Below are 17,759 nucleotides of genomic sequence, written 5' to 3' on the forward strand. Positions count from 1 at the left end.
ACTTCGAAAAATAAGTTAAGTTTTGATAAGCAAAGCGCTTATCGTACATTCATTAAATTACGATAATGGAAAAGCGTAAATTAAGTTTCTGGGAAATTTGGAACATGAGTTTCGGTTTCTTAGGAATACAAATGGGGTTTGCTCTACAAAATGCAAATGCCAGCAGAATTCTTCAAATTTTTGGTGCTGACGTACACGAACTTTCATGGTTTTGGATAATTGCTCCTTTAATGGGATTAATTGTTCAACCTATCATTGGACATTATAGTGATAAAACCTGGGGTAAATTTGGACGAAGAAAACCTTTTTTTCTTGTAGGTGCCATTCTAGCTTCGGTTGGATTAATATTAATGCCACAAGCAAACATATTTATTTCTATCTTACCCGCATTATGGGTCGGAGCGGGAATGCTTATGGTTATGGATGCTTCGTTTAATATTGCCATGGAGCCATTTCGCGCTTTAGTCGGTGACAATCTAAGAACAGATCAACGCACAGCAGGGTTCAGTATTCAAACAGCACTTATTGGTTTTGGAGCCGTAATTGGTTCTGCATTACCATATGTATTAACCAAATGGTTTGGAGTTTCTAACAGTACCGTCCCAGGAAGCGTTCCTTTAAATCTTACACTTTCCTTTATTCTAGGAGCTGTTGTTTTAATTGGATCTATCCTAGTAACTTTATTTACAACCAAAGAATATTCTCCCGAAGAATTAGCCAATTTTGAAGATCCACAAAGTGAAATTGATGTACCTTCTGAAGAAAAATCAAGACTTACAGACATTTTTACGGATTTTGCAAAAATGCCAACCACTATGCGCCAGCTTAGTTGGGTACAGTTTTTCTCTTGGTTTGGTCTTTTCGGTATGTGGGTGTTTAGCACTCCTGCAATTGCACATCATATTTACGGATTACCTCTAGACGACAATTCAAGTCAAACCTATCAAGATGCTGGAGATTGGGTTGGAATCCTTTTTGGAGTTTACAATCTTGTTTCGGCAATTATAGCCTTGTTTTTTCTTCCGATGATTGCAAAAAAAATTGGACGAAAATCAACTCATGCGCTTTCTTTAGTTATAGGTGGAATAGGTTTAATCTCTATTTATTTTATGCCTGACGAAAATTGGATTATCCTCTCGATGGTCTTAATTGGGGTGGCTTGGGCTAGTATTTTGGCAATGCCGTATGCTATTTTGGCCGGATCTATTGCTCCAAAAAAGATGGGAGTTTATATGGGAATTTTCAACTTCTTCATAGTGATTCCTCAAATAATAAACGCAATAATCGGAGGGCCAATCGTAAAATATCTTTATAACGGTGATGCTATGTATGCCTTAATTACGAGTGGAGTCAGCTTTTTGATAGCCGCAGTTTTAGTATACAAAGTGAAAGATGTAGATGATATTAAAATCTAAAAAACCCATCTACAAAATTTCTCATTCTGATGAAATGAGAAATGGTTTTCTGATAATCAAAATTTAAATACTTTTTAGAAAGAAATACAAAATAAGCATATTATTAAATGAATACAAAAGCGTTTATATTCGACCTAGACGGCGTAATTGTTGACACTGCTAAATATCATTATCTAGCATGGCAAAAAATTGCAAATGCATTAAACATTGACTTTACACACGAACACAACGAACTCTTAAAAGGAGTAAGTCGTGTGCGTTCTCTAGATATTATCCTAGAATTAGGAAACATTCAAGCTTCACAAGAAGACAAAGACAAATGGCTCATCCAAAAAAATGAAGACTATCTAACCTATTTAGTAGATATGAATGAAAGTGAAATTCTTCCTGGAGTTTTACCTATTCTACAATTTTTAAAAGAAAAAAAACAAGCCATTGCATTAGGTTCAGCGAGTAAAAATGCCCGTCCTATTCTCGAAAAAACAGGAATCATATCCTATTTTGATGTTATTGTTGATGGAAATGATGTTACAAATGCCAAACCAGATCCAGAAGTTTTCTTAAAAGCGGCTCGATTATTAAATATAAACCCAGAAGATTCTATCGTTTTTGAAGATTCAGTTGCTGGAGTTCAAGCTGCTAATATAGGAAAAATGACTAGTATCGGTATTGGTTCTAAAACAGTCTTGCATGAAGCAAAATACATCTTTGAGGATTTCACCTTAATAGATACACATTTTATCGAAGAGTTGATTGGCTAATATTCAAATTAGGAAATGTGCCAATTAGAAAATGAGATAATGACTAATGACACAACTAAGATGAACTCAATTATACAATTTGATAATGAGAAAATTTAAAATTTAAAACAGCAGAACAAACGCAATTCTATAATAAGCACACTAGAAATCATCAAAATGAGTAATTATCTCATTATTAAATTGACGAATTATCTAATTACCTAATTATCCAATTGCCTAATTATCTAATTAAAGAAGAAATGAATCAAGATTATATAAAACCAGACAATTGGTCAATAATAGAAGAAGGCTTTGATGTCGAGAGAGTTAAATCATCGGAAAGTCTTTTCAGTATCGGAAACGGTGCTATGGGACAACGTGCCAATTTTGAAGAAAAATACTCTGGAGAAACTTTTCAGGGAAGTTATATTGCGGGAATCTATTATCCAGATAAAACCAAAGTGGGCTGGTGGAAAAACGGATATCCAAAATACTTTGCCAAAGTACTTAATGCTCCAAACTGGATTGGTATCAATATTGAAATTAATGAAGAAACCTTTGATTTAAATTCTTGTACCGAAGTAAAAAACTTTCGAAGAGAATTAAACATGAAAGAAGGTTGGTACAATCGTTCCTTTGAAGCGACATTAAAAAACGGAACCGAAATCGCTGTAAACGTACGTCGTTTTCTTTCTTTGAATCTGGATGAAGTTGGCTTTATTAAGTACGAGATTACTCCTTTGAACAAAGATGCAAAAATACTTTACAAACCATATATAGATGCAGGTGTTACCAATGAAGATGCCAACTGGGAAGAAAAATTCTGGGAACCCCTTGAAGTAAAAAAAGCGACAAACGAAGCCTTCGTTACAGCTCAAACCTACAAAACACATTTTAAGGTTACAACATTCATGCACAATAGTATTTTTGCTAATAACGAAAATATTAATATTTCGCCTTCAACAATCGATTCATCATCAGATAAAGTAGAATATACGTATGGAGTAATTATTGCAAAAGGACAAACTTCATCTATACAAAAAATTGGAGGATATACGGTTTCATTAAACCATACCAACACACTTGCTGCTGCCGAAAAAGCAATTAAAGAAGCATTAAGCAAAGGATATGACCAACTATTGCAAGAACAAATTGATGCTTGGGCAAAAGTTTGGGAAATGTCAGATATCACTATTGATGGCGATGTAAAAGCACAACAAGGAATTCGTTTTAATATTTTTCAGTTAAACCAAACCTATTCAGGAAAAGACAACCGATTAAATATTGGACCAAAAGGTTTTACTGGAGAAAAATACGGAGGGTCTACTTATTGGGATACTGAAGCCTACTGTATTCCGTTTTATATGGCTACCAAAGACCAGCAAGTCGCTCGAAATTTATTGACTTATCGCTACAATCAATTAGATAAGGCAATTGAAAACGCTAAAGACAATTTAGGTTTTAAAGATGGCGCTGCTTTATACCCAATGGTAACTATGAATGGTGAAGAGTGCCATAACGAATGGGAAATCACACACGAAGAAATTCACCGAAATGGTGCAATAGCTTTTGCTATTTTCAATTACAACCGTTACACAGGAGATTACTCTTATATCCCAGAAAAAGGATTAGAAGTATTAATCGGAATTGCTCGTTTCTGGCATCAAAGAGCGTCATTCTCTACTGACAAAAATCAATATGTCATTTTAGGAGTTACAGGTCCAAACGAATATGAAAACAACATCAACAATAATTTCTACACCAACTATATTGCCAAATGGTGTATTGATTATGCCGTAGAACAAATTACAAAGGTTGCTACCGAATATCAAACTGACCATAAACGAATAATCGAAAAAGTCCAACTTACTGAAAACGAAGTTCAAGAATGGAAAAAAGTAGCTGGTAATATGTACTTCCCTTTCTCTAAAGAACTTAATGTTTATTTACAACAAGATGGATTCTTAGATAAAGATTTAGTTCCTGTAAAAGATTTAGACCGTTCACAGCGCCCTATAAACCAAAAATGGTCTTGGGATCGTGTATTGCGTTCACCATATATCAAACAAGCCGATGTTTTACAGTGTTTTTACTTTTTTGAAGAGCATTTTACAAAAGAAGAACTATTGCGTAATTTTGAGTTTTACGAGTCATTTACTGTACATGAAAGTTCACTTTCGCCTTGTGTACACTCTATTCAAGCAGCTGCTTTAGACAAAATGGATATGGCATATACATTCTATCTGAGAACTTCACGTTTAGACTTAGACGATTACAACAAAGAGGTCGAAGAGGGTTGCCATATTACATCAATGGCAGGAACTTGGATGAGTATTGTAGAAGGTTTTGGAGGAATGCGTGTAAAAAATGACACCTTGCATTTCTCTCCTAAAATTCCAAAAGAATGGACAGGATATTCATTTAAAATAAACTTTAGAAATCAAATTCTAACTGTATCAATAAACCATAACGAAACAACGTTTTCAGTAGATGGAGATCAAGAATTAGCCATTGTCGTTAATGGCCAAACCGTAGTAGCTAATAAATATGCAACCGCATAAAGTAAGAGTTTCTATATATTTTTTATAACATTTTTTAATTTAACAACATGAAGAATTTCATTTTCACAGCCTTCATTCTAGTTGCTTTTTGTAACGTTACAAAAGCACAACAACTAAAATCGCCTGAAGGAAAATTTGTCATGGAGTTTTCGCTACAAAGCGATGGAACTCCAACTTACAATCTTAAATACAAAAACAAAGAGGTTGTAAAATCCAGTAAGTTGGGTCTTGAGCTTAAAGATGATAAAAAATCATTATTGAATGACTTTACAATTATTGATACAAAAACAGCAACTTTCGACGAAAACTGGAAACCAGTTTGGGGAGAAGTAGCTACGATTCGTAATCATTATAATGAATTAGCTGTTACATTAAACCAAAAAGGAACAGATAGACAAGTGTTAATCCGTTTTCGTCTATTCGATGATGGACTAGGATTCCGTTATGAATTTCCAACACAAAAAAACCTAACGTATTTTGTAATCAAAGAAGAAAAAACACAATTTGCAATGACAGGAGATCATACTGCATTTTGGATTCCTGGTGATTATGATACACAGGAATATGATTACACAAAATCAAAATTATCTGAAATTCGTGGATTAGCTGAAAAAGCATATACTGCAAACGTTTCTCAAAAATCTTTTTCTCCAACAGGAGTACAAACTTCACTTATGCTAAAAACTGCTGAAGGATTATATATCAACCTTCACGAAGCTGCTTTAATTGATTATTCATGTATGCACCTGAACCTGGATGATAAAAACATGATATTCGAATCATGGTTAACTCCAGATGCAAAAGGTGATAAAGGACATATGCAAGCGCCGAATCATTCTCCATGGAGAACAATTATTGTTAGCGATAATGCAACAGAAATTCTTGATTCAAAAATGACATTAAACTTAAACGACCCATGTAAAATCGAAGATACGTCTTGGATAAAACCAGTTAAATACATAGGTGTTTGGTGGGAAATGATTACAGGAAAAAGCTCTTGGTCATACACAAATGATTTTCCTACAGTACAACTTGGTGTTACAGATTTCTCAAAAGCAAAACCAAATGGTACACACGGAGCAACTAATGCTAACGTAAAAAAATACATTGACTTTGCAGCCTTAAATGGTTTTGATGCTGTTTTAGTTGAAGGTTGGAATGAAGGCTGGGAAGACTGGTTTGGACATTCAAAAGACTATGTTTTTGATTTTGTAACTCCTTACCCAGATTTTGATGTAAAAGGATTACATGCTTACGCAAAATCAAAAGGTGTAAAAATAATTATGCACCATGAAACTTCAGGTTCAGTTCGTAATTATGAGCGTCATATGGACAAAGCATACAAATTCATGAACGACAATGGATACGATGCAGTAAAAAGTGGTTACGTAGGAGATATTTTACCTAGAGGTGAAAATCATTACAGCCAATGGATTGTAAACCATTACCAATATGCGTTAGAAAAAGCAGCTGAATACAAAATTATGGTTAATGCTCACGAAGCAGTACGTCCTACAGGTATTAGTAGAACATACCCTAACTTAATCGGTAACGAATCAGCAAGAGGAACAGAATACCAAGCATTTGGAGGTTCAAAAGCAAATCACGTAACCGTTTTACCATTTACAAGATTAATTGGAGGACCAATGGATTATACTCCTGGTATTTTCGAAATGGATATCAGCAAACTTAATCCAGATAACAAATCGCATGTAAATAGTACAATTGCAAATCAATTAGCATTATATGTTACAATGTACAGCCCATTACAAATGGCAGCCGATCTTCCTGAACACTACAACAAATTTGCAGATGCTTTCCAATTCATCAAAGATGTTGCTATCGATTGGGATGAAAGTAAATACCTTGAAGCAGAGCCAGGAGATTATATCACGGTAGCTCGTAAAGCAAAAGGTACTAATAATTGGTTTGTAGGTAATGTAAACGGAGACGTAAGCCGTACATCAAACATTAATTTTAACTTCCTTGAAAAAGGAAAAAAATACACAGCAACAATTTATGCTGATGCAAAAGATGCACATTACAAAACAAATCCGCAAGCATACACTATTAAGAAAATAGCGGTAACAAATAAATCAAAACTATCACAGTTATCAGTTCCAGGTGGCGGTTATGCAATTAGTATAATCGAAACCAAATAAATTCTCTAAAAAGACAAGTAATCCTTTAGATTGCTTGTCTTTTTTTACAAGAGTCAAGATATTTTATCCTACAAGGTTTTAGAAACCGTGCAGAAAAATAAAGAATCAACATAACCCCTCTTAATCTGTAAAATTTGCATGCTGAAAAATTACTCTCAAAGTAAATTTTAAAAGACTTACAGAAAAAAATCGATATTGTTTTAATCGAATTTAAAAAACAAATTATGAAAATACCACTTCAAACAAACCAAACATTATATAGAATCCTTCTAGTTGTTCTATTATTTTCTGCTTCTGCAAAAGCACAAATTCAAAAAACAGAACCACCATTTTGGTATGCTGGCATGAACAATCCAGAACTTCAAATAATGTTCTACGGTAAAAACATTGCGCAATACGAACCTACTGTTTCTAACAATGTAGTCATTAAAGACATTAAAAAAACTGAAAATCCTAACTACATTTTCGTAACAATCGACACTAAAAATATACCTGCTTCAGAGTTAGTTTTTTCATTTAAAAACAAAAACAAAGTTGCATACACACAAAAATATTCTTTAAAGAAAAGAAGAGAAAATTCTGCTCAACGCAAAAGTTTTGATGCATCAGATATGATGTATTTAATCATGCCTGACCGATTTGCAAACGGAAACCCAAAAAACGACAGCGATCCATCATTAGTAGAGAAAGCAAATCGTTCAATCCCTGGTGGACGTCATGGTGGTGATATAGAAGGAATCATCCAAAACTTAGATTATATTTCATCATTGGGCGCAACAACAATCTGGAACACGCCATTAAACGAAGACAACGACAAAGAACATTCGTATCATACGTATGCACAATCTGATGTTTACAAAATCGATTCTCGTTATGGAACGAATGAAGATTATGTACGTTTATCAAATGAAATGCATAAAAGAAATATGAAATTGGTTATGGATTACGTGACCAATCACTGGGGAATCACACATTGGATGATGAAAGATTTACCAACAAAATCATGGATTAATCAATTCGAAAACTACACACAAACGCATCACAGACGTGAAGTAATTACAGATATCCACGCTTCAAAACTAGACAAAGAAGTTTGTATCGATGGATGGTTTGTACCTTCAATGCCAGATTTAAATTTAAAAAACCCATTAGTTGCAAAATACCTAACCCAAAATGCAATCTGGTGGATTGAATATGCAGATCTTGATGGATTTAGAGTAGACACTTACAACTATTCAGATCCAGCAGCAATGGCAAATTGGGCAAAATCAGTTACAGATGAATATCCAAACTTTAATATTGTTGGAGAAATCTGGATGCACAATCAAGCTAATTTAGCCTATTGGCAAAAAGACAGTAAAATTGGTGCAATCCAAAATTACAATTCAAATTTACCAAGTGTAATGGATTTCACATTACACAATCAAATCGGGTCAGCTTTTAATGAAGACGAAGCAACTTGGGATAACGGAATGATTAAATTTTACAACAATTTTGCCTTAGATTATCTGTATCCAAATACAAATAACATTCTCGTTTTTGCAGAAAATCACGACACAAGCAGAATTAATGATCTATACAAATATGATATTGCTAAATACAAATTGGTAATGACATTAATGGCAACTGTTCGTGGAATTCCTCAATTGTATTATGGCTCAGAAATTGGAATGGGCGGAGACAAAAGCCAAGGTGATGGAGGAATACGTCTAGATTTTCCTGGTGGATGGAAAGGTGATACAAACAATGCTTTTACTGCAGCAGGTAGAACAGCCAAACAAGCTGAATATTTCGATTTTACATCAAAATTATTCAATTGGAGAAAATCAAATGAAGCTGTACATTTCGGAAAAATGACACATTATATTCCAGAAAACAACACTTACGTTTATTTCAGATATACAGATGCTAAAACAGTAATGGTAGTTTTTAATAACAATGCAAAAGAGCAAACCATTAAAACAAATCGCTTTAAAGAAAATATTAAAAACTTTAAATCAGGGAAAGACGTCCTTACAGGAAAAACGTTCGATTTAACATCTGAAATTACTCTAGAACCAAAATCTGCAATAGTATTGGAACTCGAATAAAAAGGTAAGTTTTACATTCTTTGTAGCTAAACCACAATATATTTAGCCACAGATTATAATGATTAAACGGATTTTTTAAATCTGTACGAGTTATTATAATCTGTGGCTATTCTTTTTTAAGTTATGAGTAAAATAAGTCCCAGCGGGACGTTATATTAATAGAAATTTATTAATCCCACTAATAGATTAACGCGTCTTTATGGTTCACTTTTAAAATCGACATCATTTTGTTTACTTTTGTAAAACTATGAGTAAAATGCTAAAAATAGCCCATCGTGGTGCAAGAGGATATGAACCCGAAAACAGCTTACGAGCTTTTCAGAAAGCTATCGAAATGAAAGCTGATGGTATTGAACTAGACGTACATCTTAGCTCAGACGGTCACCTAATAGTAATACATGACGAAACGATTGACAGAACTACCAACGGAAAAGGTTTTGTAAATACATTATCTTTGCAGCAATTGAAAGAGTTCCGAATAGAAAACAAACTACAGATTCCAACATTACCAGAAGTCTTTGATTTAGTAAATCAGCAATGTTTTATTAATATAGAATTAAAAGGTCAAGGAACTGCCGATGCTGTAGCTGCATTAATCGAATTATATGTTACGGAGAACAACTGGAATTATGATTCTTTTATTGTATCAAGTTTCGAATGGGATTTTTTACAACGAATTAATAATCTGAATTCAGAAATTCCCATTGGAGTTTTAACCGAAACTGATATTGCTTCAGCTATTACCTTTGCAAAACAAATAAAAGCCAAGGCAATACATCCCGATTTTAATTTGCTAAACAAAGAAAACACAATACAAATACAAGAAAAAGGATTTCAGGTTTTTCCTTGGACAGTTAATGAAACTGCAGATATTGCAAGAGTAAAAACATACAACGTAAACGGAATCATTAGTGATTTTACAGATAGAATATAACAACCAATTCTTATATGATCTTTTCAAAAATCTAGAACTTTGACAAAGATACTTAGAGGTTAAAATAAAAATATGACTCAAAATTTTGATATAATAATAGTAGGTGGCGGAGCAGCAGGATTTTTTACAGCAATTAATATTGTAGAGAGAAACTCAAAATTAAAAGTTGCTATTTTAGAACGAGGATCCGAAGTACTTACAAAAGTTCGTGTTTCTGGTGGAGGTCGTTGTAATGTAACCCATGCATGTTTTGAACCTAATGAATTAGTTAAATTTTATCCGCGTGGCGAGAAAGAACTACGAGGACCTTTTCATCAGTTTTGTTCAGGAGATACAATCGAATGGTTCGAAAAACATGGTGTGGAACTAAAAATCGAAGATGATGGGAGAATGTTCCCTGTATCTAATTCGTCTCAAACTATCATTGATTGTTTTCTAAAAGCCACTGCAAAATTAGGCATTACAGTTCTTACTGGACAAAGTGTACAATCAATCTATAAGAAAGAAAATTTCTGGAAAGTCGAAACACAAAACCAAAATTACATAGCCGAGAAATTAGTACTAGCAACCGGAAGTAATCCTAAAATATGGGAAATGCTACAAACATTTGGTCATGCCATAATTAGCCCTGTCCCTTCCCTATTTACATTTAACATAAAAGACCCGAGAATAAAAGAATTACCTGGTGTTGCTGCGCAAGTAACGGTAAAAGTAAAAGATACCAAACTCGAATCTACAGGCCCATTATTAATTACACATTGGGGAATGAGTGGACCAGCAATCTTGAAACTTTCAGCTTGGGGAGCACGCATTTTGCATGATAAAAATTACCAATTCACCATTTTTGTAAATTGGTTAAATGATGTTGATACCGAAGATGCCGAAAAAATACTAAAAGAATTAAAACAGGAACATGCCAAAAAAGCTGTTTCCAAAAAATCCCCTTTTGACTTCCCAAATCGTTTATGGGAAAGTTTAGTTTTAGCATCTACTATCGAAGCTGAAACTAAATGGGCAGATTTATCTAAAGTTCAACTTCAAAATTTAGCCAATCAACTAACAAATGGTACTTTCCAAGTAAACGGAAAAAGCACTTTTAAAGAAGAATTTGTAACCGCTGGTGGAATCGATTTAAAAGAAATCAACTTTAAAACCATGGAAAGTAAATTACATGAGAATTTATATTTTGCTGGAGAAATTGTAAATATTGATGCTATTACTGGAGGATTCAACTTCCAAAATGCATGGACAAGCGGTTTTATTGTAGCCAATGCTATTTAAAATTTAGTATTCAGTACCCGTCACAGTTTTCAGCACTTGTACTGGCTACTGCAAACTGCAACTAAAACCGAATTAACAAGAGTTTACGAATTCTATAAGTTTTACTTAAGATAATTATAATAATTTTACTTTCAACTAATTAACCACATATGAAAGTAAAATTACTTACAACAATTTCATTATTAACCTATCAGATTGGTTTTTCTCAAACTGAAAAATTATTAAACGGTAAAGTTATTTCACAAAACCACACACTCAAAGATGTAGAAGTAATTAACAAAACCGCCAAAACAAGTACCAAAACAAATGCTTCGGGAGAATTCTCAATTCTAGTCCGCGCAAAAGACAGCTTGATATTTTTTAAGCAAGACTATTTTTTCACAAGACTAAAAGTGTCTCAGGAAAATATCCGTAAAAACAACATTTCAGTAGATCTTGTTTCAAAACCAGAAGAACTAAACGAAGTAGTAATTACAACAATGAAACTCCCACATATAGGATCTACAGTAGAATCATCTAATGAAATAGCATTGGCAAAAAATACTAGTTCATTACAAAAATACACAGGCGTTTATAACGGAACAATTACAAATGGAATGGATTTTATTGCCATGGGAGAAGGACTAATAGGCTTATTTAAAGGAAAAGAAGATAAAAAATCTAAAAATAAAACTCCTGAATTAGATTTTAAAAAATTAGTAAACACAACTTGTCCCTCTTCTTTTTTCACAAAAGACTTAAAACTAAGTCCAGAAGAGAAAGAGCTTTTTCTTGAATTTTGTGATGCCGACCCAAGATCCAAAGCACTCATAGAAAATAAAAACATTCTTTCTACAATGGATTTTTTATATGCTAAAAATGAAGAATTTAAAAAAGTAAAAATCAACGAAAAATAAAAAATAAATTCCAGTATTCAGAACAATATTAGCCTGAATACTGAAACGGTAAACTTATTTGTTAAGCCACCAAATACTAGCATTTAAGATTGTTGCAAAACTTACCCAAAGCAAATAAGGAACAAGAAGATAGCCAGCAACTTTATTTATTTTAATAAACTTCAAAAGTGTTTCATAGATCATTAACCAAAGCACAAAAATTTCTATAAGGGCCAATAACGGATTCATTAATCCAAAAAACAAATACGACCACAAAGCGTTTAAGGCTAATTGTATAGCAAAGAAAACCAATGCATTCTTAACAGCTTCTTTTTCATATTCTATTCTATCCCAAACTAATCCGGCAGCAACTCCCATCAAAAGATAAAGTAGGCTCCAAGCAGGAGCAAAAACCCAATTAGGAGGATTAAAACTTGGTTTAATCAAAGTTGGATACCAAGTATCAATACTAGTTCTTGTAACTATTCCAGAAAAATACCCAATAGCAAGACACGTAACAACAACCGCTAAAATTCGAGTGATTTTATTCATTTTATACTATATTTTTGAGTTAATAAAGGTAAACATTTTTATAGGCTATCAAAAAGTGTAAAAGGTATAATTCAAAAAAAGTATCTTTGCGTAAATTTTTTATTTTATGTTTACAGCAAACGATTTTATTCCAAAAAAATATACTTCAGATATAACAAAAGGCAACTTCGAGTGGAGCGCACCAAGTAACATTGCTTTAGTAAAATATTGGGGAAAAAAAGACAATCAAATTCCGGCTAATCCATCAGTTAGTTTCACATTAAATAACTGTAAAACGATTACCAAACTAGCTTTCGACAAAAAAGACTTTTCTGATAATTTTACATTCGATTTACTTTTTGAGGGAAAACCAAAAGAAGACTTCAAACCTAAGATTCAGAAATTCCTAGAGCGTGTTTTTATATATCTGCCTTTCTTAAAAGACTATCATTTTACAATTGACACTCAAAATACATTTCCGCATAGTTCAGGAATAGCCTCTTCGGCATCTGGAATGGCAGCTTTGGCAATGAATTTCATGAGCCTAGAAAAAGTATTAAATCCAGAAATGACAGAGGAATACTTTTATCAAAAGGCTTCTTTCCTTGCACGTTTAGGATCAGGAAGTGCCTGCCGAAGTGTAAAAGGAAATGTTGTAGTTTGGGGAAATCAAGCAAATATAAAAGGAAGCTCTGATTTATTTGGAGTAGAATTTCCAAATGCAATTCATAAAAACTTCAACAATTACCAAGATACTATTTTACTAGTTGACAAAGGTGAAAAACAAGTTTCGAGCACCGTTGGACATGATTTAATGCACAATCATCCTTATGCCGAAAGACGTTTTGCACAAGCCCATGAAAATCTAGATAAACTAATTACTGTTTTTGAAAATGGAAATCTAGACGAATTCATCAAAGTAGTCGAAAGTGAAGCATTGACACTACATGCTATGATGATGACCTCTATGCCCTATTTTATACTAATGAAACCAAACACATTACAGATTATTAATGCAATTTGGAAATTTAGAAATGAAACTCAAATCCCGGTTTGTTTTACTCTGGATGCAGGAGCAAATGTTCATGTTTTATATCCCGAAAACGTTACAGAAAAAGTACTGCAATTTATTCAAGACGAATTAGTTGTATTTTGCCAGAATGGTCAGTACCTTTGCGACAAAATTGGAGATGGTGCAATTGCATTATAATTTTACGTATCTTTAATTAAAATTTAGATTATGGACATTCAATTAGAAAAACTTGAGTTAATAAAAATGTTAACCGAGATTGACAATCCTAAAATCATTGAGTCGATCAAGAAAATTCTAATGAAAGAAAAAAAAGATTGGTGGGATGATTTAACTGATGCACAAAAAGAAGAAATCGAACTTGGTGTTGAGCAATTCAAAAACGGACAAGTAATAAGCTACGAATCAGTTATGAAAAAACATTTTGATTTTGAGAGAAGTTAAATTCACTTTAAATGCTGAAAAATCTTTTGATTCAATTGTAAACTATATAGAAAAAAAATGGTCGTTAAAAGAGAAAATATCTTTTTTGAAAAAATTCAACAAATCAGTTTCAGTAATTATTTTAAATCCTGAAAGTTTTCCTCTGACCGAAAAAAATAAAATAGTTAGAAAATGTGTAGTAACAAAACAAACAACCATTTTCTATGTTTTTACTAGTAAAGAAATAACAATTGTCTCAGTATTTGACACTCGGCAAAACCCAAATAAAATTAAGAAAGACATTAAATAAATATATGAAAGGACCATTATTTTACTCAAAAATATTACTTTTTGGAGAGTACGGAATAATCCGTGATTCAAAAGGACTTTCTATTCCTTATAATTTTTACAATGGCGCATTGAAGAGAACTGAAAATCCTTCGGCAGAAGCCATTGCCTCTAATGCAAGTTTACGCAAGTTTACATCGTACCTTGAAACATTACAAGCAGAACAACCAGAATTGGTAACTTTTGACTTGGCTACTTTAAAGAATGATGTTGAAACAGGAATGTATTTTGACTCAAGTATTCCCCAAGGATACGGAGTTGGTAGTAGCGGAGCACTTGTTGCTGCAATCTATGATAAATACGCTCAAAACAAAATCACCGTTTTAGAGAACTTAACTCGCGAAAAACTATTACAGCTAAAAACTATTTTCTCTCAAATGGAAAGTTTTTTCCACGGAAAAAGTTCTGGTTTAGACCCATTAAATAGTTACTTAAGCATTCCGATTTTAATAAATTCTAAAGATAACATTGAAGCAACTGGAATTCCCAATCAAAGTTTTGACGGAAAAGGTGCTGTATTTTTATTAGACTCAGGAATTGTTGGAGAAACTGCTCCAATGGTAAACATTTTTATGGAAAACCTTAAAGACAAAGGTTTTCGTACGATGCTAAAAAACCAATTTGTAAAATATACTGATGCTTGTGTAGAGAATTTTTTACATGGCGACATGAAGTCATTATTCAGTAATACCAAAAAATTATCAAAAGTAGTTTTGAATAATTTCAAACCTATGATACCAGAACAATTTCATAGCATCTGGCAAAATGGTATTGATACTAATGATTATTATTTAAAACTATGTGGTTCAGGCGGTGGCGGTTATATTCTTGGTTTTACACAAGATTTAGAACGCGCTAAGCAATCATTAAAAGACTACAAACTAGAAGTAGTCTACCAATTTTAAAACAAAAACCAAAATTCTAAAATTTTAGAATCTTAAATAGTTACAATTTTTAGAGTCGAAAAATTCGGCTCTAAAAATTAAACAAACCAAATTCTTAATTTTAAATAGAAATTGGCATCTTAAATCTTATTTTATTTCCGAATAACTGTCTTATGAAAATAAACATTGGAATAAAAATCAAAAGATTAAAAACAATCCTAAACATATTGACAACAAGAGGTATTTTTTAATGTTACTAAAGCTACCATGCTAAATTATATGAGATAGTCTATTTATTTCATAAAAAAGAAAACCCAATAAAAATTGTAATATCGCAAAAAAGAGTGTGCTACATATAATAAAAATTGAAACATAGCTCTTAAAGACTATTAAAAGATGTACTTTAGTCATTTTAAAACCAATGTATAATCTCAATAATCTATAATAAAAAAGAAATGTTAAGCCGTCAGAATAAAATTTTAGCGATGAAAGTTATAAGTTTGTTCTCAGTAGTGAGAGGCTACAACATCCCTATTATAATATTAGCCCAGTACTTATCGGCAATATTTATACTCGCTCCCGAAAAAAGAGCACTCGATATTTTATTGAACTTTCATTTATTTTTAATTGTATTTGCATCGGCAATTACAATTGCATCTGGTTATATCATAAATAATTTTTACGATAGTCAGAAAGACTTAATTAATCGTCCAAACAAATCAATGTTAGATCGATTGGTTAGCCAAAAAACTAAACTTAGCGTTTATTTCTCTCTCAACTTTATTGCTGCATTGATGGCTTTAATTGTTTCCTGGAGAGCTTTTTTGTTTTTTTCAGTATATATTTTTCTAATTTGGTTTTACTCACATAAAATTAAAAAATACCCATTAATAGGTAATCTTATGGCAGCACTATTAGCCGTTTTACCATTCTTTGCAATTTTATTATATTTTTACAACCAAATATCATTTAATGATTTAGAAAACCAAAGAGGTCATTTTGCAGTTATATTTGCTCATGCCATCTTTTTGTTCCTACTACTGCTGATACGTGAAATGATAAAAGATTTAGAGAATTTAAAAGGAGATCTGGTTAACAACTACAAAACTATTCCAATTCTTTATGGCGAAAGAACTTCGAAGAAAATCATCACCTTTTTAACTTTTTCAACGATTGTACCAGTATATATCTTAATCGAAATATATGACATTGGTTATATGGATATTTATTTCTATTCTTGTTTTATAATTCTAATATTTTTCTTGCTTTACCTTTGGAAGTCAAATTCTAAAACACAATTTTTGTTACTACACAATGTCTTGAAATTTCTTATTGTTTCAGGTGTATTTTGCATTGTACTAATTAATCCAAGTGTTTTGTGGCATGGAAAAACTTTACTTTTAAAAATTTAATTACATTAAAAATTTCAGCTTTTTTTGATAATTTTCACTTTTAAAGCTGGTAATAGTATTAAAAGCTAGTAATCTAACAACAATCAAGTTACTGCTATTAACCAATAATAAACTATCTTTGCACAAATTACAGGATTTATGAATAATAAGGAAGGCAATAATAAAGGAAAAGGACCGAGAGCGAATAGCTCAAGACCTAACTCAAATAAGCCAAAACCTGCCATGCAAAAGCGTGCACAAGGGCCAAAAAAAGCGAAACCGATTACTAAGGTAGAGGAAGAAGCTGCTGCAAAAGCTGCCAAAAAACCGAATCAAGCACCAAAAAGACAAAAGGCTGCCGATGAGATTCGTTTAAACAAATATATTGCTAATTCAGGCGCATGTTCTCGTCGTGATGCAGATATTTACATCCAATCTGGGAATGTAAAAGTAAACGGCGTTCCTGTTGTAGAAATGGGATACTTGGTAAAACCAGGTGATGTCGTTAATTTTGACGGAGCAGTTTTAACTCCAGAAAAGAAAGAATACATCTTATTAAATAAGCCTAAAAACTTTACAACAGCTTTTGATGAAGGTCAGGAATACCGTAATGTTTTAGAATTAGTTCGTGGTTCGACTAATGCAAAAATTGCAGCAGTTGGTAGAATGGATAAAAACACTACAGGTTTATTGTTATTTACAAATGACACTGATATGCTTCGTAAGTTTACATTACCAAGTCAAAAATCATCTAAAATATACCAGGTTTCATTAGATAAAAACTTGAAATTTGAAGATTTAGAAAAAATAAACAAAGGACTTGTTCTTGATGGGCATCGTGTTTTTGTTGAAGACATAAGTTATATCGACAATGAACCAAAAAGTGAAATTGGGTTAAAATTACGTTCATCAAATGTAAAAGTAGTTCGTGCTATCTTCGAACACTTTGAATACGATGTTCTACGTATTGACCGTGTGTCGTTTGCTGGTTTAACCAAAAAGAATTTACCAAGAGGTAACTGGCGTTTCTTAACAGAACAAGAAATCATCAATTTGAAGAACGTATAATCTCCAAATTAATACAAAAGAGAAAA

15 protein-coding genes are annotated in these 17,759 nt (G+C 32.5%); 14 read left to right on the forward strand and 1 reads right to left on the reverse strand.

Annotated elements, in window-relative coordinates; translation table 11 throughout:
* Positions 1-65 precede the first annotated feature (65 nt).
* From OIU80_RS04525 to OIU80_RS04560, 8 genes are all read left to right on the forward strand, one after another.
* Entirely contained in the window at positions 66-1,415 is a 1,350-nt protein-coding gene (locus OIU80_RS04525) for an MFS transporter (protein WP_264285853.1), read from the forward strand.
* Positions 1,416-1,522: 107 nt separating this feature from the next.
* Complete coding sequence (gene pgmB / locus OIU80_RS04530) at positions 1,523-2,176, forward strand: beta-phosphoglucomutase (protein WP_264285854.1); 654 nt, start codon at positions 1,523-1,525, stop codon at positions 2,174-2,176.
* Between the two features lie 239 nt (positions 2,177-2,415).
* Positions 2,416-4,716, forward strand: a complete 2,301-nt coding sequence (locus tag OIU80_RS04535; RefSeq protein WP_264285855.1) for a glycoside hydrolase family 65 protein — start codon at positions 2,416-2,418, stop codon at positions 4,714-4,716.
* A gap of 47 nt (positions 4,717-4,763) precedes the next feature.
* Positions 4,764-6,878 carry a glycoside hydrolase family 97 protein gene (locus tag OIU80_RS04540; RefSeq protein WP_264285856.1) on the forward strand — a complete coding sequence of 705 codons (2,115 nt, stop codon included), beginning with the start codon at positions 4,764-4,766 and terminating at the stop codon, positions 6,876-6,878.
* A gap of 224 nt (positions 6,879-7,102) precedes the next feature.
* On the forward strand, positions 7,103-8,968 hold the full coding sequence (locus tag OIU80_RS04545) for a glycoside hydrolase family 13 protein (protein WP_264285857.1): 1,866 nt from the start codon (positions 7,103-7,105) through the stop codon (positions 8,966-8,968).
* Between the two features lie 256 nt (positions 8,969-9,224).
* The gene (locus tag OIU80_RS04550) at positions 9,225-9,902 is read left to right on the forward strand and encodes a glycerophosphodiester phosphodiesterase (RefSeq protein WP_264285858.1); all 678 of its coding nucleotides are present in this window, start codon (positions 9,225-9,227) and stop codon (positions 9,900-9,902) included.
* Between the two features lie 72 nt (positions 9,903-9,974).
* Positions 9,975-11,183 carry a BaiN/RdsA family NAD(P)/FAD-dependent oxidoreductase gene (locus tag OIU80_RS04555; protein WP_264285859.1) on the forward strand — a complete coding sequence of 403 codons (1,209 nt, stop codon included), beginning with the start codon at positions 9,975-9,977 and terminating at the stop codon, positions 11,181-11,183.
* Between the two features lie 149 nt (positions 11,184-11,332).
* Entirely contained in the window at positions 11,333-12,079 is a 747-nt protein-coding gene (locus OIU80_RS04560) for a hypothetical protein (protein ID WP_264285860.1), read from the forward strand.
* A 54-nt stretch (positions 12,080-12,133) separates the two neighbouring features.
* On the opposite strand, the gene OIU80_RS04565 is transcribed toward OIU80_RS04560, so the two are convergent.
* Positions 12,134-12,610: a TspO/MBR family protein gene (locus OIU80_RS04565; protein WP_264285861.1), complete on the reverse strand. Its 477-nt coding sequence runs from the start codon at positions 12,608-12,610 to the stop codon at positions 12,134-12,136.
* Positions 12,611-12,716: 106 nt separating this feature from the next.
* Between OIU80_RS04565 and OIU80_RS04570 the strand changes: the two genes are divergently transcribed.
* The 6 genes from OIU80_RS04570 (at position 12,717) to OIU80_RS04595 (ending at position 17,733) form a co-directional block, all read left to right on the forward strand.
* The gene (locus tag OIU80_RS04570) at positions 12,717-13,799 is read left to right on the forward strand and encodes a diphosphomevalonate/mevalonate 3,5-bisphosphate decarboxylase family protein (protein ID WP_264285862.1); all 1,083 of its coding nucleotides are present in this window, start codon (positions 12,717-12,719) and stop codon (positions 13,797-13,799) included.
* A 30-nt stretch (positions 13,800-13,829) separates the two neighbouring features.
* Entirely contained in the window at positions 13,830-14,063 is a 234-nt protein-coding gene (locus OIU80_RS04575; RefSeq protein WP_264285863.1) for a hypothetical protein, read from the forward strand.
* Positions 14,050-14,352: a type II toxin-antitoxin system RelE/ParE family toxin gene (locus OIU80_RS04580; RefSeq protein WP_264285864.1), complete on the forward strand. Its 303-nt coding sequence runs from the start codon at positions 14,050-14,052 to the stop codon at positions 14,350-14,352. The genes OIU80_RS04575 and OIU80_RS04580 overlap by 14 nt, the downstream gene beginning before the upstream one ends.
* Before the next feature lie 4 nt (positions 14,353-14,356).
* The gene (locus OIU80_RS04585; protein ID WP_264285865.1) at positions 14,357-15,295 is read left to right on the forward strand and encodes a mevalonate kinase family protein; all 939 of its coding nucleotides are present in this window, start codon (positions 14,357-14,359) and stop codon (positions 15,293-15,295) included.
* A gap of 434 nt (positions 15,296-15,729) precedes the next feature.
* Positions 15,730-16,686, forward strand: coding sequence for a geranylgeranylglycerol-phosphate geranylgeranyltransferase (locus OIU80_RS04590; RefSeq protein ID WP_264285866.1), 957 nt, complete (start codon positions 15,730-15,732; stop codon positions 16,684-16,686).
* A gap of 138 nt (positions 16,687-16,824) precedes the next feature.
* The gene (locus tag OIU80_RS04595; protein ID WP_264285867.1) at positions 16,825-17,733 is read left to right on the forward strand and encodes a pseudouridine synthase; all 909 of its coding nucleotides are present in this window, start codon (positions 16,825-16,827) and stop codon (positions 17,731-17,733) included.
* The last annotated feature ends 26 nt before the right edge of the window (positions 17,734-17,759 follow it).

The organism is Flavobacterium frigoritolerans (assembly GCF_025847275.1).
Lineage (GTDB): Bacteria > Bacteroidota > Bacteroidia > Flavobacteriales > Flavobacteriaceae > Flavobacterium > Flavobacterium frigoritolerans.

Coding starts and splice junctions, on each gene's coding strand:
- OIU80_RS04565 (WP_264285861.1), bottom strand. CDS start 12,610: ATGAATAAAATCACTCGAATTTTAGCGGTTGTTGTTACGTGTCTTGCT.
- OIU80_RS04590 (WP_264285866.1), top strand. CDS start 15,730: ATGTTAAGCCGTCAGAATAAAATTTTAGCGATGAAAGTTATAAGTTTG.
- OIU80_RS04585 (WP_264285865.1), top strand. CDS start 14,357: ATGAAAGGACCATTATTTTACTCAAAAATATTACTTTTTGGAGAGTAC.
- OIU80_RS04560 (WP_264285860.1), top strand. CDS start 11,333: ATGAAAGTAAAATTACTTACAACAATTTCATTATTAACCTATCAGATT.
- OIU80_RS04570 (WP_264285862.1), top strand. CDS start 12,717: ATGTTTACAGCAAACGATTTTATTCCAAAAAAATATACTTCAGATATA.
- OIU80_RS04525 (WP_264285853.1), top strand. CDS start 66: ATGGAAAAGCGTAAATTAAGTTTCTGGGAAATTTGGAACATGAGTTTC.
- OIU80_RS04545 (WP_264285857.1), top strand. CDS start 7,103: ATGAAAATACCACTTCAAACAAACCAAACATTATATAGAATCCTTCTA.
- OIU80_RS04550 (WP_264285858.1), top strand. CDS start 9,225: ATGCTAAAAATAGCCCATCGTGGTGCAAGAGGATATGAACCCGAAAAC.
- pgmB (WP_264285854.1), top strand. CDS start 1,523: ATGAATACAAAAGCGTTTATATTCGACCTAGACGGCGTAATTGTTGAC.
- OIU80_RS04555 (WP_264285859.1), top strand. CDS start 9,975: ATGACTCAAAATTTTGATATAATAATAGTAGGTGGCGGAGCAGCAGGA.
- OIU80_RS04595 (WP_264285867.1), top strand. CDS start 16,825: ATGAATAATAAGGAAGGCAATAATAAAGGAAAAGGACCGAGAGCGAAT.
- OIU80_RS04535 (WP_264285855.1), top strand. CDS start 2,416: ATGAATCAAGATTATATAAAACCAGACAATTGGTCAATAATAGAAGAA.
- OIU80_RS04540 (WP_264285856.1), top strand. CDS start 4,764: ATGAAGAATTTCATTTTCACAGCCTTCATTCTAGTTGCTTTTTGTAAC.
- OIU80_RS04575 (WP_264285863.1), top strand. CDS start 13,830: ATGGACATTCAATTAGAAAAACTTGAGTTAATAAAAATGTTAACCGAG.